General features: G+C 37.5%; 14 protein-coding genes and 1 pseudogene. 2 read left to right on the top strand and 13 right to left on the bottom strand.

Features of this window, described 5'->3' with window-relative positions:
• From BGO84_RS08825 to BGO84_RS08790, 8 genes are all read right to left on the bottom strand, one after another.
• Entirely contained in the window at positions 1-1,770 is a 1,770-nt protein-coding gene (locus tag BGO84_RS08825) for an acetylxylan esterase (RefSeq protein ID WP_291028833.1), read from the bottom strand.
• Between the two features lie 244 nt (positions 1,771-2,014).
• A complete protein-coding gene (locus BGO84_RS08820) occupies positions 2,015-2,986 on the bottom strand; it encodes a glycoside hydrolase family 5 protein (RefSeq protein WP_291028832.1) in 972 nt (323 codons plus the stop codon).
• Between the two features lie 71 nt (positions 2,987-3,057).
• On the bottom strand, positions 3,058-4,716 hold the full coding sequence (locus BGO84_RS08815) for a glycosyl hydrolase (protein WP_291028831.1): 1,659 nt from the start codon (positions 4,714-4,716) through the stop codon (positions 3,058-3,060).
• 66 nt (positions 4,717-4,782) lie between these two features.
• Positions 4,783-6,723 carry an IPT/TIG domain-containing protein gene (locus BGO84_RS08810; protein WP_291028830.1) on the bottom strand — a complete coding sequence of 647 codons (1,941 nt, stop codon included), beginning with the start codon at positions 6,721-6,723 and terminating at the stop codon, positions 4,783-4,785.
• Between the two features lie 22 nt (positions 6,724-6,745).
• Entirely contained in the window at positions 6,746-8,005 is a 1,260-nt protein-coding gene (locus BGO84_RS08805) for a glycan-binding surface protein (protein WP_252636901.1), read from the bottom strand.
• Positions 8,006-8,025: 20 nt separating this feature from the next.
• A complete protein-coding gene (locus tag BGO84_RS08800; protein ID WP_291028829.1) occupies positions 8,026-9,720 on the bottom strand; it encodes a RagB/SusD family nutrient uptake outer membrane protein in 1,695 nt (564 codons plus the stop codon).
• A gap of 16 nt (positions 9,721-9,736) precedes the next feature.
• Positions 9,737-12,916 (bottom strand): TonB-dependent receptor, encoded by a 3,180-nt coding sequence (locus tag BGO84_RS08795; protein ID WP_135104945.1) that lies wholly within the window; start codon positions 12,914-12,916, stop codon positions 9,737-9,739.
• A 331-nt stretch (positions 12,917-13,247) separates the two neighbouring features.
• Entirely contained in the window at positions 13,248-14,126 is an 879-nt protein-coding gene (locus tag BGO84_RS08790; RefSeq protein ID WP_135104944.1) for an AraC family transcriptional regulator, read from the bottom strand.
• Positions 14,127-14,365: 239 nt separating this feature from the next.
• On the opposite strand from BGO84_RS08790, the gene BGO84_RS08785 reads away from it, so the two are divergent.
• A complete protein-coding gene (locus tag BGO84_RS08785) occupies positions 14,366-14,764 on the top strand; it encodes a hypothetical protein (protein WP_135104943.1) in 399 nt (132 codons plus the stop codon).
• Positions 14,765-14,832: 68 nt separating this feature from the next.
• On the opposite strand, the gene yidD is transcribed toward BGO84_RS08785, so the two are convergent.
• Together yidD and rnpA are read right to left on the bottom strand one after the other, a co-directional pair.
• Positions 14,833-15,054 carry a membrane protein insertion efficiency factor YidD gene (gene yidD, locus BGO84_RS08780; RefSeq protein WP_006843153.1) on the bottom strand — a complete coding sequence of 74 codons (222 nt, stop codon included), beginning with the start codon at positions 15,052-15,054 and terminating at the stop codon, positions 14,833-14,835.
• A gap of 5 nt (positions 15,055-15,059) precedes the next feature.
• Positions 15,060-15,479 carry a ribonuclease P protein component gene (gene rnpA, locus BGO84_RS08775; RefSeq protein ID WP_291028828.1) on the bottom strand — a complete coding sequence of 140 codons (420 nt, stop codon included), beginning with the start codon at positions 15,477-15,479 and terminating at the stop codon, positions 15,060-15,062.
• A gap of 261 nt (positions 15,480-15,740) precedes the next feature.
• Here rnpA and BGO84_RS08770 point away from each other — a divergent pair, with 261 nt between their 5' ends.
• Positions 15,741-18,092 carry a TonB-dependent receptor gene (locus BGO84_RS08770; protein ID WP_291028827.1) on the top strand — a complete coding sequence of 784 codons (2,352 nt, stop codon included), beginning with the start codon at positions 15,741-15,743 and terminating at the stop codon, positions 18,090-18,092.
• Between the two features lie 129 nt (positions 18,093-18,221).
• On the opposite strand, the gene BGO84_RS08765 is transcribed toward BGO84_RS08770, so the two are convergent.
• From BGO84_RS08765 to BGO84_RS08755, 3 genes and pseudogenes are all read right to left on the bottom strand, one after another.
• Positions 18,222-19,457 (bottom strand): CinA family nicotinamide mononucleotide deamidase-related protein, encoded by a 1,236-nt coding sequence (locus BGO84_RS08765; RefSeq protein ID WP_291028826.1) that lies wholly within the window; start codon positions 19,455-19,457, stop codon positions 18,222-18,224.
• A 144-nt stretch (positions 19,458-19,601) separates the two neighbouring features.
• Positions 19,602-20,396 carry a hypothetical protein gene (locus BGO84_RS08760; RefSeq protein ID WP_291028825.1) on the bottom strand — a complete coding sequence of 265 codons (795 nt, stop codon included), beginning with the start codon at positions 20,394-20,396 and terminating at the stop codon, positions 19,602-19,604.
• 74 nt (positions 20,397-20,470) lie between these two features.
• Positions 20,471-21,616 (bottom strand): annotated as a pseudogene (locus BGO84_RS08755) (M48 family metallopeptidase).
• Positions 21,617-21,810 lie beyond the last annotated feature (194 nt).

Below are 21,810 nucleotides of genomic sequence, written 5' to 3'. Positions count from 1 at the left end.
TTATTTTATGTTTAATTTTTCTTTGATAAACGCTTTCGAAGCATCATTATACTCTTTGCCAACACTGTGGGCAAACTCAGGGAATGCCATCCAGCGTTTTTCGGATTTTACTTGATTGTAAGCCGCAAAATTTATATGAGGCGGACAAACATTATCCTGAACTCCAATCCCCATAATAAGAGGACATTCAATCCACTGAGCCAGATTCTTGATATCAAAATAAGTAAGAAGTGAATAAACGTCTTCCCATTTAGCCTCGGGATGTGTTGTCATATAATTATCAAAATCGCTTTTAGGCCAAGGGGCTATTTTGAAATAATCAGGATAATCGGATAAGAAAGGAATACTGGGTGCTGCTACTTTTACGCGTTTGTCGAGAGCCGCAGCCACAAATGAAAGTGCTCCACCTTGGCTACCACCTCTTACAGCAATCTTTTCGGAGTCTATCTCTGGTCGGCTGCAAACAAAATCAAGTGCCCTGACTACATCCAAGAATGCCCCACGATAATAATAATTATCTTTATTGTCGAGCCCGTATGTAATCCATGTTCCAAAACGATTTGTTGGTTGATTCAATGCTTGCCCCCTGATCGATAAAACAAAGTATGCAAATCCATCCCACCACTGATTTGGTGGATAAGGTTGTGAACCATACCCCATATATTCTACAATTACGGGATGCTTACCTTCTCTTTTAGGCTTAGCATAATATCCTCTTATCAGCTCATTACCAAAAGAACGCATTTCAACCAAATAGACATCGTAATCTATTTTCGAATACTCGGGAACGAGTGTCAATTTATAATCCGGTGCAACTTTTGCAAGCTCTTTCAAGTTGTTATCCCAAAATGCTTTAAAATCATCTTTTGCATCGAGAGGCGAGTTAATCTTTTCGGGTTCGAAGCCGACATTAAACTTTTTCTCGCAGGCTATTGTGTCGTTGCGTCTGAACTGAACGGTATATCTATAAAACCCGGGATTTGGATTATCGAAGCTAAAGGATTTGGATATTGAAGCTTTTCCGTCTATTTCTATATCCATAGAGTCAGTCTTTAGCGGTTGATAATCGTCTGTTGTGAGCGTTACCAACAATCGTCCTTGTACTGCCCATTTGTTCTTATTATCGATATTTACTTTTATCTGAACAGGACTAGGAGCCATAAATATATAGTCGGAGTCCGCCACCTGAACATTTAAGGCTAATTTATCTTTTGTTTCAGCGGTAGAGATCGATAGAGCAGCCCCTTGGAGGAAGCCACCGACATTCCAACCATCATGAAACTTAATCGCAATCAGATTTTCTCCTGTAAGATTAATATCTTCTTCGGGAACAAAATAGTTTCGTTCATTGTCAAAGTAGCCTCTATAGTCTTGCGGAAATTGACCCGTTTTACCTACAAGCTTACCATTAAAGTAAACCTCATCGGTAGCAGCCAAACGTCCGAGATGAAGCATAATTCCACCTTTATTCTTTATGGCATTGACTAAGACATCCGACATTTGTATTCTTTTACGATACCAACCAAAGCCGTTATCCAATTTGATGTTTTGATCTTTTAAGGATTTAGACGACAACACTTCTTGCCATGCAGTATCATTGTAGTCTACATTCATCCAAAGACTATCGACACCTTCTCCGGCATGAAATTTCCAATCGGCAGAAAATGATTCGGAAACGGTCGGGTCGAAATTTTCTTTTACCGCTTGTTTGCAGGATAAAATAAGAAAGAAAGTGATTACGGATAAGAGATATATCGTATATTTTTTCATGGTCTTTTAGCTATGATTCTATTTAATGATAGATAGTACAAATTTATAATTGTCAGCATCTTATTACAAATACTTTTTTAATCAATTATAATACTTTTTTTGGCATTTTACAGCGTCTACAAACTAAACATTATTGGCTTATTAGACATATAAATAAGAATATTCAATAGACAGTATGGAGAATACCGACATCCATACAAAGAATAATACTTTTTTAATCTTTAATTACAACTCACTGTTCTTTTTACTGTAGTGCAGCTTTTACTATTTTACCCCATTCTTTCAAATCGGTATCCTTCCAACCGGTAGCAGGAGATGTAGAATCTTTAATCATCGAACATGTTTCGTTTTTATCTGCGATAGACCACGCGACCCAACTTATCTGATGTTGTTTCATCCAATTCAACCAATTATTCCATTCTGTTTTGTTTATAGCACCATCACCCGATGCTTCCATCCCTGCACACTCCGACACAAAAATAGGAAGTCCTTTTCCGATGGCATAATCACCCCTATCACGTAAATATTGCTTATGTGTTGCAGCATAGAAATGTAGTGTATACATGATGTTATCATATCCTTCGATCGGATTATCTGCAGCCAGATGTATATCCTGATCCCAATGAGGTGTACCTACCAATATTACGTTCTTAGTATCTATCGCTCGAATCGTTTTAATTATTTCTTCCGAGTATGCTTTTACTGTTTCCCAAGAATCTTCTACCGGCTCATTGAATATCTCATATATTATATTCGGGTAGCCTTTGTATTTATTGGCAGCTCTTGTAAAAAACGCCTTGGCTTCCTGTGTCTTTATCCCATGACTATGCCAGTCTATAATAACATACATTCCATTTTCGATAGCCGCATCAACAACGTTATCGAGGCATTCGTTCGCTTTTTGAGGGTTGGTTATGTATGCTCCTTCGGGTTCAACCCCGATTGCTGCACGCACCAGATTACAATTCCAATCCGATTTGAGCCATGCTACAGTAGACTCATTATAGAAGCGCGGCCACCAATTATGCCACCCAAAACTTACCCCCTTGAGAGCTATTGTCTTGCCATCCTTATCTACCAATGAAGTACCTTTTACTGAAAGTTGACCATGCTGCTCTACAAAAGTCTGAGCAACTATCTGATCTGAATTGTCTCCGCTACATCCGACAAACAGAAAAAACAGTAGAATGTAAGCCTTGTAAAAATTCTTAATCATAACTCTCTATATTTTGTAAAAAAACTCTCCTTGCCCTAAAACAAGGAGAGAGTTAATATTCATTCTTTATATTATTTCATGCTCGGAACCTGGTCACGAGTAATCACATAAGTTTGCTTCATTGCATCTTTCCACCATTCGTCAGTAGCATGTTTACTACCACTATCTGCTTTTCCATACCATGGCATAAACCATGCCCAACGTGCACCAGCACTCCATTGTTCGGATAGAAGGCCAACTGTTCCACATTCGGAAAGGGCAATCACCTTATGCCCATAGCGAGCAAACTCTGATTGGTATATAGATACACAATCGCTTGTATTCTTACTATATAAATCACGACCAATGATATCTACATACTCATCGCCCGGATACCAGCTACTATCGTCAGACTCGCTTGTCCACACCCAGATCAGGTTGTTTACACCCTGCGATTTGAAATAGTCGAACATAGCAATCCAGAGCTTTTTACAAGAATCAGCATCTTTACCCCACCAGAACCAGCCGCCAGCAGCTTCGTGGAAGGGACGCCAGATAACAGCAATTCCTTCCGATTGTAATTGTTTCAATGAAGTAGCTACCTTTGCAAGATCGGCCTTAAAGACTTCATTTTCGCGTGTTCCTTCAACTGTAGCCTTGGCTGCATCGAAGTATGTATCAGCTTTGTAAAAAGCATAATCTCCATTTGAATCGGCAGGTATCAGATAAACAGCTGTTACAGTGTAATCATGTCCGCTTATGATAAGACCCGAAGACTTTAATTTAGTTAGGATAGCATCTGTTATTTTCATCTCATAATAATCGCCACTGATAGAAAAATATTCGTAACCATCGGCAATCTGTCCCCAGTCACTACCTTTTAGTGAGCCTTGAGCCCCTGATGCCACGTCTTTGATTGCAACACGGATAATATCGTTAACCTTCGCTGATGCAAATCCCTCAAGAGCTGACGCATCAGTAAGCTGTACATTGCCCGACCAATCGGAAGGCATAGCTACATTACCATTCCATAACCTAGCCGATACAGGAACATTCCAATGCCACATAATAGAAACCAATCCACCTGCATCCCACCAGTTTTTTACAGGCGAAATATCGCTATAGTCAATCCAGTTGCTAGGAGAATATGGCAGATGCACATAATCGAAAGTATTTAATGCCGGGTATTTTCCGGTAAGAGTATGAACGGCTTCTGCTTCTTCTACATTCCAATTTACATTAGCCATCGTACCGGAGATAACTTTTTGTTTATAGCTTTCCACCAAAAACTGATACACCTTCTTTGCCTGAGCTGTAGCATTCGGATTACAAAGCGTAGCTGTTATAACAGGATCGGCCTTCGTTGTAAAGCTGATAGTTGTTTCGGGTGCTTCTGTATAAGTAGGCCCAAGTACAACACCTGCAGGTACAACTAGTTTGTAAGTCTTTCCTTTTTCCAATCCGGTAGCTTTAATCGTTATCTGACTTAACTTGAATGAAACATCCGTTATAGTAGCTCCCTCTAAAGTAATCTTTTCTTGTCCGGCTTTGGGACAGAATATATTCTGATCATAATTCAGAACAATAGTTATGTCACCTTCAGGCAAATCTGTTGTTCCATCAGCAGGTGTACTGCTTGCTAATTGGGGAACACCCGGATCGCCGATAACCGGATCATCAACATCGGTACAGGCAGTCATTAGGATAACCCCCAGTAAGATATAAAAAATATTTTGTGCTATTTTTTTCATAATACATATTTTTGTAAAAAGCCTGCCTAATATAAATTCAGATTAGGCAAGCCTTTATTTATAATATTACCGACCAGTTATAATAGAAACCTTAGAGATTACAAGATGCTCCCCTTGAATAACAATTGCTGTAGTTGACCAACCATCGTTAGCTCCTAATATATTGTCAAGGAATGGTTGAGTTAATTCCATCTCATAATATGTTAAACTTGTATCAGTAAATACAGGTGTATCCCACGTTGCCCAGTTTGCATTATTAATCTGCAATTGTCCATATCCGGTAACTGTAAAATAGAATTTAAGTATTGCTCCGGCTTTTATTCCATCAAAAGATTCCTTATACAGACGGAATGCGCCTCCAGCTCCTTCACCCGCCCAAGATCCAAGGTCACGTGTTTCATTCATTATCACAGTTTCTACTATCCCCGAAGAGACAATACGTATTGTATAAGTCACTTCTCCGTTAGATGAGATCAGCTTAAATGCTGTATTTCCATTAGCATTACTTGGAACAAGTATACTAAGAGTAGAACCTTGCAAAATATACTGTGTATTATTTCCGTTTACCTGCACATTGGTCAGTTTATCCGCATTCTGAACATCTACTTTCAAAATAGTACCCGACTTGATTTCCTCATCTGAACCCGGAAGAACAGGTATATAACAGAAGTCTGGTTTAGTCACTGTCAAAACGGAGCCCTTTACAGTCTCTCCATTTTTCATTGTTAATGTCAGTTCTCCTGTCTCTGCATCTACCGGGGCTTTTACCACCAAGTCAGTAGAAGATGTTGGAGTAACTTCAACAACTTTGTTTCCTCCGAATGTTACAGATGTAACAAGATCTAGATTCTTACCTTTTATTGTAAATTCATTACCGGCAGCGACAGAAGATGGATTGTATGACAATATCTCAGGTTTTAACGTAGTAATTTTTACTGATACAGTTTTTCCACTAGCGGTATTTAGAATAAGATCTCCTGTTTTGGCATTAGTTGGAGTAGTTACTTTTATTTCCGTTGCACTCTTCGATGTAGGTGTTACAGCCTCTGATACTCCTGGGAATAATGCTGTAGTAACCAAATCCATATTAACCCCTTTGATCGAAATCACACTGCCATCCTTTATGCCTGTAGCAGGAGTAGCCACCAAATCCGTTGGCACAGCGACACCGATATTAGCTATAGCTACATGCACGCCCGAGTAAGCAACCATTACAATAGCACCATCGGTGATGCCTTCAGGCAGAGTAAAAGCCAATACATCATCTTTTATTGCATGAGCCACAGGCGCTCCATCAGGAAGCTGTACAGACTCTACCAAATCAAGATTCTGACCTATTGTAGAAACTACATCTCCGGGTTTTTTATTTGTAAGATCCAATACCTTTTCTACAGAAGGAAGAACTACTTGCAGCTCTGTTTCTGATTTCAATTCTACCGGAATAGCAGCTGTGTCAGCCAAAATAATAATACCGGTCTGTGCTTCGCGAGGAACAACGACTTCAATCTTTTTACGCTCCCATGTCAAAAAATCTTTATAAGATACTTCCACATTATCAGAAAAGACTACTTTCTGAATCAAATTCAGATAATCACCTTCTATTGTCAATGTCTGACCTGCCTTGACAGGAGATGGTGCAAACTTCGTAATAGATATAGGCTCTGTATATTTAAGCAACGTTTTGGTAGTTATTTCTAAACCTGAAGCAACAAGTTTAACATAGCCTTCTTTAGCATCCTGAGGAATGGTAATCTTTATTTTCTCTTTACTTACCACTTCTATATCAGTAACCTCAATACCTTCGGGAAGAATTACACTTGTTACTTTATCAAGGTTTTTCCCTATAAAGGTAAGCTCGCTACCACGTAGAGCCGGACTTGGGCCAAAAGCTTCAAGAACCACAGCGCCCGAACCATTGTCATCATCGTTAGAACATGCCGAGAATGTAACTGCAAAAATTACCAGCATTACTAAAACGACTTTACCATATATATTATTCAATATCATATTCTTATAATTTTAGCAATTATCATTGAGCTTTAACAACACGTACATTATCAATATGGAATGTAGGGTTACAAGGTGTACCTGTTACTCCTCCTCCATTAACAAATAATGTAATACCGGAGTAATGTCCTGCAGCATTTACCTTATTCAGGTTAGTACCATCTTTGCTATATTTAAAATCTGTCATTGGTATGGTTACCGTAACCCAACCATTACTTACATAAGTGCCTGTATCTGCCCATGGAATCCACAATGCCCGAGGATAATTACTATTTGACAAATAAGCATTATTAGGGTTACCACCGGTAGGACCACCTTCCTGCCAATTCATCCAAACATCTGAAGCTCCTGTAAAAATAATTTGAAGAGCAGCAGCAGACCATACGTCAGGTATATTTACCTCAAATTTTAAAACATATTTATCAAGGGCACCTGCATCAAAGAAATCAGGATCGGTAGTACGATATGTCCAGCGTTCATAACCAAATTTGCTATCATCCCATTTGTCATCATCCATTTCTCCTGTAAATATCAGATACTGTCCACAACCTGTTAATCCACCGTCAGTACTATATCCTGATCCGGCATGCCATCCATGATGATATCCACCATCAGCAAACTTTGTATCAAAATCTAGAATGATATTTCTATAATCTCTAAAATAGAATGGACTTTCAGTTGTACCATATACAGATGTAACTTTTACAGGTCCGGGCTTAGCACCTACAGGAACTTTTACTGCTATATTATCTAAATCATGGCTCACAACCTCACCTTGCAATCCTCCTTCAAAAGTTACAGTCAAAGGGTTGGCGTCTTCATGAATAAAATAAAGACCATGAATATAAGCAACATTGCCATCATCAACATATTCACATGTCATGGATTTAGGTGCAGGTGCAGGAACTTTTGTTTCGAAAGTATAATAGCAAGAGTCATTATTTGTATATAACTTAATCAAATCTTGCTTCTCTCCAGGAATACCTGAAGGTATATTAACAATAATAGTATTGTCCGTCACAAAATTCGGGTTTAACTTGGCTTTCTGATCATTAAAATAAACCTTATTAACTTTCGACAAGTTTTCCCCAATAATGGCAATCTGAGTACCCAAATATCCGCTTGTCAATAAAGAATCAGAAATAGTTGCGTCGCATGGGCGTATGTATCTAACGACCGGAGTACCTCCTCCCGAGCCGCCTTTATCGTCATCATCCGAGCACGAATTGAATGAGACAAGAGCAAGTAATACAATAGCTATATTTAAAATATATTTTTTCATAATCTAGTCTTACTTAAAAGTTAAAATGCATAATCAACCGGTTCCTGAGTTATACTTGGTGTCTTTGTTACTGTTTCCGCAGGAACAGGCAACACAAGATTTTTTTCTGTAATAGTTATAGTTCCTACATTTTTATCAAGATAGAATATAGAACCTTTACCCGAAGAATCATCGCTCGGATCGAGAGGAGTAAACCCTCCGTGATGTGCATTGCTGGCATTACGTTCTTGCCATGTATAACTACCATTAGAAATATATTGACGTTCACGCTTCATTCCATTCAAATAAGAAAGAGCCTTATTCATATCCCGATAGCTCATCCGTTTAATGTCAAGGAAGTTGACACCTTCAAGAGCAAATTCGACACGACGTTCTTTGATCAACTGATCGTAAGTAATAGAAGTGACTTTTGTAGAAAATCCGGCACGTTCACGTACCTTATCGTATACGGTCAATGCCAAAGCGTCGGTAGTAGATGTACCCGAGCCGATACATGCCTCAACATAACACAGATATACATCTGCCAAACGGAGTAAATAAATATTATTACCTGCATCCTGATTGGATGTTCCCGCAACTCCGTCACAATCGGAATTAGCTCCGATTACGTATTTCCTTACATGTGCCAACATACCATTTGATGTTTCGGTAGACTCATCTTGCGAAAAATTATGATAAGTATATCCACCGCCACCCAAATTTGGATAGCTATCACCATTGCGCATGTATGTATAATAACGGCGGGCATCATTCGAATCAAAAGCTTCTTGCAAACTAAGAGTCGGCCCCTTACCTGCTCCCCAAGATGAACCTAAAGTAATCAGTGCATTACGAGACAAAGAGACATTGCGTCCGTTACCGTATCCATAACCATCGTTTGTACATTGTATAGCAAACAAAGACTCTGAAGAGTTGTTTCCTTTTGGATAAAACATTGTAGAAAGGTCTGAATATAATTTCAGTCCACTATCGTTAATTACCTCAGCTGCATAAGATTTAGCTTTGGCAAAATTATCGGATGATGATGCATCAGAAAGGTGAGAAGCCATCGTTAGATGAAGCTTTGCCAACATACCTATAGCTGTATATTTTGAGCATCTACCGGTCTGAAATGGAGTTGAAGGAAGATTGTCTTTAGCGAATTCGAGATCCTGACGGATAAATTCGTAAACACTTGCTTGCTTATGGCGAATCACCTGACCTCCCGAGATATTATTATTTGTTATAATCGGAACATCCTGCCAGTACTCTGTTAACCAATAATAAGCAATAGCACGAATACAACGAGCCTCGCCAAGAGCACGATTTATTACCGTTTCCGAAACGCCATTAGATCTTGCTGCCGCAGGCATCCCATTGATAATATTATTACAATACGAAACAACACGGTAAAGTCCATTCCAGCCCTGAGTAAGGAAAGAATTTCCATTCTGAAAAGTCATATAATAGAATTGACCTTCCTGATCGTAAGTGTAATAAAGATCTCCGGCAAGCTCATCTCCTGCCATCCACATAAAATTCATTCCAAAGTCTTGCCAGACAAACGCAGCATACAGAGAGGCAGAGTTGGCATTAACGGCAGACTCTGATGTGTAATATGTCTCCAGCACCTGCTCTGACTCAGGAACTATAGTCAAGAAATCATTACAAGATGTAGCACCCAGGATAATGGATGAAAGACAAATTGATTTGATTATATTTTTAATATTCTTCATGTTTTTATCTTTAAAATTAGAAAGTAACATTTGCACCTAAAGTAAATACACGAGGTGATGGATAACGTCCCATATCCACGTTAGAAAGACCTGCCTGCTGGTTGTAAGAACCAATTTCAGGATCTAAACCTGAATAACCTGTAAACGTATACACATTCTGAACGTTGAAATAGAGTTTACAATTAGATATGCCTGTCTTCTTCAACCAAATCTTTGGCAGGTTATATGCTAATGATATATTCTGAATGCGCAAATAGCTTCCATCTTCGATCCAACGATCACTCATACGGTTGTTACCATTGATATCATTGCCGCTCCAACGAGGTAATGTTGCATTCGGATTGATTATATAGCTATTATCTACATTTGCCACATCATATTTATTTCCATTAACGTATCCCAATTGTGCACGATTGAGTACTGTGGTCGACTGATTGTCCCACTGGGACATCACACCTTCTGTTTTTACACGTACATAGTTCAAGATATCAGCTCCTACCGATCCGGTGAGGCCAATGCCTAGTTCCCAATCTTTGTAGTTAAAGGTATTAGAAAAACCAAAAGTAAAGTCCGGATTAGGATCTCCAATAACCGTTTGGTCATATTCGTTAATGATGCCATCAGGAACACCATTCGGTCCACTGATATCTTTAAACTTAACATCACCAACCCAAGCTCCGGTAGTGCGATGAATCTCTACACCTTCGGGCTTCGCTGAATTTCTCAAGTCTTCCGCATCTTTATAAAGTCCGTCGGTTTTGTATCCATAAAATACACCGATAGGTTGTCCTACCGAAATCATCGATACACTTTGAAATGCAGCATACCAATCTAATCTTCCATAAGAAGGGGTACCCAAGTCATCCAGCTCTTTTACTTTATTGCGGTTTAAAGAGAATGATAAGGCTGAAGTCCAATTAAAATCTTTACCCGCTATATTATGTGTATTCAATGATATATCAAGTCCTCGGTTTTCCACTTTTCCAATATTCATCCATGGAGTCTGAATATCAGTCCATCCTAAACCTCCAAGAACCGGCGAAACGGAAGGTTGAAGTAAGAGATCTTTTGTAGTCTTATAATATGTATCTACAGTAAGATTAACTCGATTATTAAATAATCCCAAATCAATACCTCCATTATATTGTACCGAAGCTTCCCATTTCAGATCAGGATTAGCATTATTTGACATACGATAAGCTGTACCAAACACGGTTTGAAAAGCTTGCATAGTAGATCCATAACGATATGTAGGTAATCCATCATTCCCATTCATACCATAACCCAACCTCAATTTCAGATTCGACAACCAGTTTTGTGTTTCCTCCATAAATTTTTCACTAGATATGCGCCATGCTGCAGCAAATGATGGAAAATATCCCCAACGATGGTTTACGCCAAATCTAGAAGATCCATCCGCCCTTAAAGTTGCGGTTAATAAGTAACGATTGTCAAAATTATAATTCGCACGTCCAAAAACAGAAACTTTTGCTGAAGAATCTTTTGTACCATTACTTGCCACAAACTTACCATCAGAACCAATCACATGAATATCATTTGAAGACAATTGATCTTTTTGTAATTGCAGGCTTTCCCATGATGATTTAGAAGCTTCTGTTCCGGCCATTAAGTTAATGCTGTGTTTATCAAAAGTCTGATTGTATGTAGCATAGTTCATCCAGTTCCAATATAAGCTATGCGCTTCGTTTTGCATAATCATTACATTGGTATTCTTCAACTGACCATATTCATAACTTGGCTTGAATCCCTTATTTGTACTATTGGAGCCATCAATACCGACTTCTGAACGAAAATTAAGATATTGATTGAGAGTAAACTGCCCATAAATATTAGCTATAACCCTCTCGCGGCGCAATGTATTGATCTGATCTTTGGTCAATGCCACAGGGTTGTATATCGAAGACCCATTTACGGTCTCAGGTCCTGCATAATTTCCATCAAAGTCATAAACAGGAACTGCCGGCGACATTAATGCAGCTTGCATTACCACGCCATTGATACCATCATTATTGATAATAGATTCATCTGTCCGTGAATAGGAAAGAGATGCTCCGACCTTTATATATTTATTAAATTCATTATCAACGTTCACCCTACCGGTAAATCGCTCAAAATCTGAATTTAGTAATATACCGTCTTGATTTGTATAACTTATAGATGCCAGATATTGAGTTTTATCTGTTCCTCCATTTAGGGAAAGGCTATGGTTTTGCATCCATGCATTATCCATTACGGCATCTTGCCAGTTTGTACCTTTGCCCAACAAAGAAGGATCAAGGTAAGCCTGATCAACATTCGGCAAGAAACCTTCATTGTAAAGCTGTTGTTGGTAAGTTCCATACTGGCGTAGGTTCATCATATCCAATTTATCGATAGGAGATTGAAGAGAAATACTTCCATCGTACGTAATATTTGTACGCCCTTTGTTTCCTCTTTTAGTTGTAACGATCACAACCCCGTTAGCTCCGGCAGAACCATAAATTGCGGCTGCGGACGCATCCTTCAATACATCTATAGATAGGATATCGCTTGGAGCAATAGCTGATAATGGGTTTACTACGTTTTGACCGTTAGAACCTCCCGACCAAGAAAAACCGACTGTAGATGAACCGGCACCACTCATTGGCACTCCGTCAATCACATACAGAGGTTCATTTGTCAAATTAATAGAAGAAGCACCACGAATACGTATCGAGGTAGCTGCTCCCGGTGCTCCCGAGTTGGAAGCAACCTGTACTCCGGCCACACGCCCTTGGAGCGCCTGGTCGAGGTTTGTGATAACGGACTCTTTAAGCCTGTCTGCCGATAAGCTACTAACAGAACCCGTCAGGTCACTTTTCTTCATTGTACCATACCCAACAACAACGACTTCTTCCAAAGCCACATTGTCTTCCTGAAGGGCAACATTAATAGGTTTATCTGATTCTACTTTTACTGATTGGGGCGTCATACCTATAAAAGAATATGTAAGGACATCGCCCTTATTCGCTTTTATAGTATAATTTCCGTCAAAGTCAGTCATCACACCGACTTTGGTCTGTGTTTGAACTGTCACACCCGGCATCGGTGAGCCGTCTTTAGCATCTGTTACCTTCCCTGAAATTTGATAGTTCTGCGCATACATAGCACATGGAACCATACATATCAGGAGCAATAAAAAAAGGATTTTTCTCATAATTTAAGGCTTCGATAATGATTAGTAATATTTTTACACGGTTAGATTTGCTTTATTCTCATATTGCTTCTTAGCGTAATACAAATGTATTTATGATAATAAAATATAACAAATACTATATTATCACATAGTAATACTTTATTATCAAAAACAAAAAGTAGACTCTTTCGCTAGCAAGCACAGAATCTACTTTAGCATCTAATTATAAGATACATATTATATAAATAAGGATTATTCACAAAGGATAATAATAATATTTTTCAGCTGACACATATAGAAAAAACATTAAGTCAAAATCAAAAAAATATCATAAATTGACAAAAAAGTATTATTACACAAAAAACTTAGACTCTTTATAATTTTCTCTAAATTCGCGTGGAGTACATCCTTTTTTCTTTTTGAATATACGATTAAAGTTCGACAGATTGTTAAACCCGCACACAATGCTAATCTCAGCAACACTATGGGTAGTATCAACCAGCATACGCGTAGCATGCCCTAAGCGTATGTCATTTAACGAGTCTATAAAATTACGTCCTGTACGCTGTTTTATAAAACGGCTGAAAGCAACTTCGGTCATCCCGACCAAATTTGCGACATCGGAAAGCCGGACTTCTTTACTATAATTTTCCAACATATGATTATAAGCACGTTCTATCCGCCTGCTATCATAATTTTGCGTATGTTCATTAAACGATCGGCTGGATAATTCCCGCATAGGCGATAAAGACAAATCGGATAGAATACCAAACAGATTTAAAACAGAATGAGCTCCCTCATGTTCCGAAGCAAGAGAATATAGCCTGTCTTTTATTTGCTTTATGGTCTCCTTCGAAAAGGTAACCCCATAAATGGCTTTCTCAAACATCTCTTTTACCGACCTGAATTGATTTTTCTGCAAAAGCTGTTCATTCAGAAGGTCGCCATGAAACTGAATTGTTATTTCCTTTATCTCTTTCGACTGACATTTATGATCCAGCCAACCATGTTCAAGGCTAGACCCGGTGATTAAGGTTAGTTCTAAATCGTCAATCTCCTCTATACTATCGCCGACTACCCGTCTTGCTCCCGCTCCATTTTCTATAAAATTCAGCTCAAACTCGGCATGGACATGAATAGGAAATGTAAAATGCTGTTTTATACGCGAAAAAATCATGAAACAGTCCCTTTGCGATAGAGGAGTGACCTCTCTCAATATTGAGTCTTTCATTGTATTTTAATGTTATAATATTCATATTTTTCTCAAAAGAAAACATTGTTTCCGAAAAAACAAATATATTTATGCAAAAAATATAACACAACATAATGCAACATACAGAATATTAAATAAAAACATAAAAAATTTCAATTTGTATTTTTTTCATTACATTTATCCTACACAATATTGAAAACATTTAAACAAACTAATTAATTGAACCAATCGTAAACTACATTTAATTACTTACAATTATGAAAAAATTAATAGTCAGTCTGTTTATATTAACAGCAATGACAACCGTCACAACGATCAAAGCTCAAGAAAAAATCGTTATCAGCGAAAGAACCGCAGCTAAAATAGAAAGTATAAGAACTAAAGCCGCAAAAGATGCTGCCGATGCAGATAAAAAAATGGAGCAGGAAATAGAAAAGGCAAAAAAGCAAATAGATTCTGATACTAAAAAAGCCGCAGACGACGCTAAAAAAAGAATGGAAAAAGATTCGAAAAAAGGAGCTGAGGATGCTCAGAAAAAAGCAGATAAGGCTATAGCAAAAGCCAAGGAGAAAGCTGAAAAGACTAAACTAAAAGCTAAGATGAAAGCTGAAAAGGAAATACAGAAAATAAAAACTGAGAAAGCTATCAATATTTAATTTTGACATTTAATAACACTTGAGTAAAGAAGAACTCTCTCGACAAATCGAAGGGGGTTCTTTTTATTTTAAGGAACTGGATCATACCCATGTCCACCCCAAGGATTGCAGCGAGCAATACGCTTTGTCGCCAACCAAAAACCTTTGAATGGTCCGTATTTTTTTATTGCCTGAATTGCGTATTCCGAACATGTAGGTGTATAACGACACGAGGGGGGTAGCATAGGCGAGATACTGTATTTGTAGAAATATACAGGCAGCAACAATATCCAGGATAATAGCTTCTTCATTCGGTTTATTCTATTTTCCTAATCTTATCGGATAATAAGAGTTGAGCCTTTTGCATTGCCTTCTCTATCTCTGCATACGTAGGTAATTCTGTCTTTAAATACAAGAAAGCAATATCCAAACACTTGTTATGAGTTTGTAACAGTTCCGACAATGATGATTTATTTAACCTGTAAGCTTCCCTTATCAGACGTTTTACCCTATTGCGCTTTACCGCTCGTTTAAACTTTTTCTTAGCCACACTTATCATCACCGAAGCATACTGATTCTCCTTATTATCCTCATCAGTGAATAAATAAACAACTCGTAGAGGATAAGCCACAAAAGAATCTCCATTTGCAAAAATGTTCTCAATAGCCTTCGTACTACAAAGCTTCTCTTGTTTCGAAAATGTCTTTTTACAATCGGTAGAATATGCTTCTGTCATCACTTTTTCTAAAGAAGCAAAGATACATTAAATAATTTTCAAAAAACATTCTTGCTCTTTAGCTATCAAAGGAAAATATTTTCACACAAAGCATAATACACATATAAACAGAATATTAAAACACAAATCCATTCGTATTTTTTAATCTTCAGATAAGAATATATAGAAAAATCCATTTTTACATGTAACCTTTTCCGAGGCAACTACGTCATAAAAGTAACGAGCTCGATACAACAAATCAATATGTAAGGAATAAGGAATATGAAACAAAGATTAATAATACTAGCCGCACTATTTATAATCGTCTCATCAACACTGTTAGGTCAGATTAATATATCAGGAACCGTAGTTGATACAGATACTCATGACATTATAGAATTTGCAAACATAGCACTGCTGAAACAAGACTCAAGTTTTGTAGCAGGCGCATCATCAGATACAAAAGGTCTATTTGCTTTTAATAACATCCCCACAGGTGACTATATATTATCAGCCACATTTGTCGGATATGGGAAAAGATATATTCCTGTTAAGAATGCAGTTGAAAACACATATCTGGGAAATGTACCGTTGAAATCCTCTGATATAGCACTCAAAGATGTAACAGTAACAGCAAATGCAGTTATACAAAAACCCGACAGGAAAGTAATTATCCCATCCGATGCACAGATAAAAGCATCGAATAGCGGTATTACACTACTACGTAATCTTCAGTTATCACGTATTATCGTAAACCCTTTGAATAATACAATTACCTTGCCGGGTGGTGATGCCGTACAGCTTCGCATCAATGGAGTAGAAGTAACTATCGCAGAGATTACAGCTATTCAGCCCGAAGATATAATCCGTATCGAATATCATGACGATCCGGGAATGCGCTACGGGAATGTAGGTGCTGTTATCGATTATATCACACGTCGCAGAGATTCGGGAGGAAATGTATCGGCGAATCTGGCTAATGTCCCATTTGGAGGATTGGGCTGGGGCGAGAATTTTCTTTCGGCGAAAGTGAATCATAAGAAGTCTGAGTTTGGGGTTAATGCATATTGGTCGCGCAGAAATATAGAATGGACACGCGAAAATGAGGAGACATTTGTATTTCCCGACAAAACATTGACTCGTACAGAAGAAGGGCAACCAACAACATTTAAAGACGACAGGCTGAACGTTGCACTGAATTATAGCTTGAATGAAGCGGACAAATACATGTTTAACGCAACATTAAGAAATAATTATCAGAAAACACCGAATCAGTTTTCAGACAGAAACAGTATGATCTACTCTTCGGATAACAATAACCCTCTGTCAATCTCCGATCATTCGACATGGAGAAGTTATGCTCCTTCGTTAGACTTGTATTACCAACGAAATCTAAAGAAAGATCAGCTTTTGATATTCAATTTAGTAGGCACATACATTGATTCTAAATCTACACGTTCGTATCAGGAACGCAGAAACAATATACTGAATACAGACATATATTCATCGGTACTGGGAGATAAATATTCCTTAATAGCGGAAGGTATATATGAGAAAACACTGAAAGCAGGAAAGATATCAGCCGGACTGAAACATACGCAAAGTTATACGAACAATAGTTACGAAGGAAATGTCGGTGCCAATGTAGGACTCAATTTTGCTGAAACATACGGTTATGCAGAGTTCCAATTTAAAAAGAATAAGTTTAACTATTCGTTAGGTTTGGGCGTAATGCGTAACTATAATAGTCAAGGAGAAAACCATAACGAAAAATATATCTTCCGTCCCAATGTGCGTGTATCTTATAATATTAACGACAATGCATATATCAGATACAATGGATACATATCAGGATATTCGCCTTCATTGTCGGACTTGAACAATGTAGAACAAGATATTGACTCATTACAAATCCGAAAGGGTAATCCTAACCTCCAGACAGTATGGTATTATACCCATACACTAACGGGCGGATATAACAAAGGAATATTCGGGGCAGAATTCTTTATGAGATATAGTTACGCTCATAAGCCAATCATGGAACAAGTAACTTTTGAAGAAGGCAAATTCGTTCGTACAAATATCAATCAGAAAGGATTCCATAGATTAAATACGGAGGCAACATTCAAATTAAAACCCTTTGGCGAATATCTCACACTATCCGTTACACCCGGATTCAACCGATATATAAGCTATGGGGAAGAATTTACTCATACGTATAGTTACTGGCAGGTGCGAGGTTCTGCTACATTCAATTATAAAAAATGGTCTTTATCAGGAGATGTATATACACGCTGGAATAACTTTTGGGGCGAAACAATGGAAAGAGGAGAACGTCTTCATATTGTATCGGTAGGATATTCAGACGAAAGCCGTCTATTAGGCCTGGAAAAAGTAAAATGGAGTCTTACCGGAGGAATGTTTAATCCATTTGCAAAAAGTTATTCGCAAGGCAGCCGCAATTATTCGACGCTGACACCGAACAAATCGCTTGTTTACACTGATAATCTGAAACAGATATTTGTAATAAATTTCACAGTAAACTTCAACTTTGGACGTCAGTATAAATCAGGCAACAAACGATTGAATAATGATGATACGGATGCAGGAATCATGTCTGGATCGAAAAAATAAGGTCCTCACAATAATATAATATTAAGATTAACTTAATATTGATTGTGTTTACAAATTGCCTCTACAGACGTGATGTTTGGAGAGGCAATATTTTTTCTCTTTCCTTATTAATATATAAAGAAGTGCAATTTAATATGTGTCGTTATCTATCATTTCGAGCAGTTGCAACATTCCATTATTGGACGCACGTATAATATTGGATTCTCGATATTTCCCAAACTGATACCTTTTTGTAATGCTTTTATTTTTGTATACAGTACAGACCCATACCGTACCCACAGGATTCTCTTCTGTACCGCCATCGGGCCCGGCTATTCCGGTAGTAGCTATTACACAATCTACATTTAAGAGATTTTGTGCACCCTTTGCCATCTGTGCAGCTACAATTTCACTTACAGCTGTATATTTATCTATATTTTCTTGAGAAACATGCAATACATTTACTTTTTCCTCATTTGCATAAGAAACGACTGATCCTTTGAAATAATTGGAAGAACCCGAAACAGATGTAATCATATGTGCAATATTTCCACCTGTACAACTTTCAGCAGTGCCTAAGGTAAGCCCTTTTTCGAAAAGCCTTGCTCCGAGTATTTTTTCGGGAGTAATATCTTCTTCTGCTATAATAGCATCGCCCAGTAATGCTTGTAGTTTTTTAACCTCTGCCTCCATCTCCGGCAAACGATGTTCTCCCCTGACGAACAAGCGAAGCTTCATCAGTCCCAAAGAAGGAAGATATGCCAGTCCAAAACCTTGCGGCAGATTATCTTCGAAGTCGGCAATGTACATTGCCAAAGCAGATTCAGTATAGCCTTTTACAATAAACACTCTTTTGATGTATGCCTCGATATCGTACTTGTTCTTTAGGCGGGGAAGTATCTCGTTTTCCATTACATATCTCATTTCGTGAGGTACACCCGGCATAGAAACGAGCACTTTATCTTTATAGTCGAACCATGTAATAGGAGCTGTACCTACCCTGTTTTGTATTACGGTACAATCTTTAGGTACATAAGCCTGATTGCGAGTCAATTCGTTTAGGGATGTAAAATTAGATATTACATTCTTTATATTATCCAGTACAGCATCGTCAAAAACTAATGTGGTATCAAAATACTCGCAAAGGGTTTTCTTCGTTATATCATCTTTCGTAGGTCCAAGACCTCCTGTCATCAATACGACATCAACACGCTGAAAAACATCGCTTATCGTATCTTTTATTTGCTGAGCATCGTCGCCTATCGACTGCATCTCTTCTACCTCAAATCCGGCTAGTGTAAGATTCTGAGCCATCCATGCAGAATTTGTATCCACAATCTGACCTATGAGAATTTCATCACCAATTGTAACTATTGCTGCTTTCATTTCTATCTGAAATTTTACAAACTTTTATTTTCAATTTGACAGATGCAAATGTACTATAAAAGCTTATTTCGGCAACAAATACTTCAGAAATGAAATACCACAGATTAGATAATTTACAGAATGTTCACAAATGAAAGAGGACAATCAGTTATCAAATAAATAACGCTGGATAAACGTCATAAACACTTCTTTATCCGAATGATATTTTCTCAATAATCTAGACCAGTCTCTTTCATCAAGTTCTATTTTCGTTCCTTTATTATCTTCATAAACCATTCTGTCGAAAATATCTTTCTTCAATGATGCTTTTTCTCCCTGATTGTTTTGATATTGCTGATAACCGAAAATATCTATTTTGTATTCTTCTTTGTAGTTTGACAGATTCTCACACATATCTTTGAACCGAAAAAAAGCGTCCATATCATCGTAATAAGAGTAACGAAGCATATCTTCGCGATATTCTTTCGAATATTTTATTTCGTTATTCCTACTATCGCTGTATACCCATGCATCAAAAATATCCTTTTTGAGAGAGGCTCTCTGTCCTTTGTTGTTTTCGTATTGCTGATAACCAAAAATATCGACTTTATACTCTTCTTTATAGTTTGACTGGTCAGCATACATTTCTATCAACCATAGAAAGATTCTTTTATCATTTTGGTGAAAATCTTGAAGGATAGAATTCCAATATTCTTTAGAGTATTTTACTTCGTTATTTCTATTGTCACTATATATCCAGTTGTCGAAAACGTCCTTTTTTAGCGAAGCTCTTTCTCCCCTACTATTTTCGTATTGTAAATAGCCAAAAATATCCCTGCTGATATTTCTTTGGTATTGATCCATCGAGAAATCTTTCCTTACGTCTCTATCTCTACCCGGTTGACAATAAAGGCTCATACTTATAAGAGCAGAAACAAAAATTATATATATGCGTTTCATAGTGTATTATATTAAGTACAACATTGTGTATAATTATAAGACCTAAGCCGATAATAAAGGTTTAAATGATATTCTTATTTTTTCATTGCTTTTATACGCTGCAATAATGTAGGATGCGAATAATTAAAAAGCACATATAATGAATCGGGATTCAGATTGCTTAATGATTTAACCGACAATTTCTTTAGCCCACTAATAAGTGAATCAGCCAACCCAAATCCGGCTGCATAACCATCTGCTTGATACTCATTTTTACGGCTATGAATACTCGAAAGCACATTAATAACAAAAGAAACCGGAGTAAAGAAAATAGAAAAAGCTATAAGACCTAAATGAAACGATGCAGATTGACCACCCAAAGCTATTGCAATATCTTTATTGTCGAGAAGCAATGACAGTAAAAACAACATGATTCCTGTATAACAAATAGAAATAAACATACCTTACAGTGTATGCTTCTTCTTGTAATGCCCTATCTCATGAGCCAATACAGCGACAATCTCGTCTTTATCTAGATCATTGATCAACGTGTCAAACAAAACAATACGTTTCTTTGCTCCAAATCCTGTAAAGTAAGCATTGGCCTTGGTCGAACGCTTCGATGCATCCATTACATAGATATTATTAATTGCAAATCCTGCCTTTTGAGCAAAAGCCTCAATTGCATCACGCAGCTCACCTTCTCCTAAAGGCGTTTGCTTATTAAATAATGGCACAATTATATTAGAATAAAATAAGGTCATAAACAAAGAAATCACAGTAATAGCACCCCAGGCATAGAGCCACGCCAATTCGCCGATTGCAGTATACAGCCATGTAATAAGAGCCAGAATAGCTCCTCCCAAAACAACTGCTAACAAAAGTCCCTTTAGTTGATCGAGCCAGAAAATAGTTTTGGTAGACTTATTGAATTCAAACCGTTCTTCGATGACAAACGTATTATAATAATCGAATGGAAGACTCAAAATCTCATTGATCAGATAGATCACACCAAAGAAAGAAAGTGTCAATAATATTTCATTACTAATAAACTGCCTTAGGAATTCATCCAACCAGCCAAAAAGTCCGAAGACCAGTACCAAGAAAAGTACTGAAAAAGAAAAAAGGCTGCCATATAAACCAAAACGACTATTTTCCTTTTGGTAAGCCTGCTGCTTTGCATATTCATCATCATCATAAATCCCCTCTAATTGAGAAGGAATTTCGGGACTCATACGCATTCTGTTACGGTAAGCAAGATATTGTGTCCATACAAAATTGAGGACTACAATTAGTAATATTATACTCAAATATAATGACATAATTTATTTTAAAATTTAAAATGATAGTATGCAAAGATAGAAAAGTAAAAATTAAATTCCCCATTAAAATAAATTTGGAGCACCTATTTGTCACTGCAAACAAATCTATATAT

The sequence above is a fragment of the Dysgonomonas sp. 37-18 genome, from assembly GCF_001899125.1.
In the GTDB taxonomy this organism is placed as follows: Bacteria; Bacteroidota; Bacteroidia; order Bacteroidales; family Dysgonomonadaceae; genus Dysgonomonas.
The sequence above is the reverse complement of the archived record's forward strand: the minus strand, read 5'-3'. Positions and strand labels throughout refer to the sequence as shown.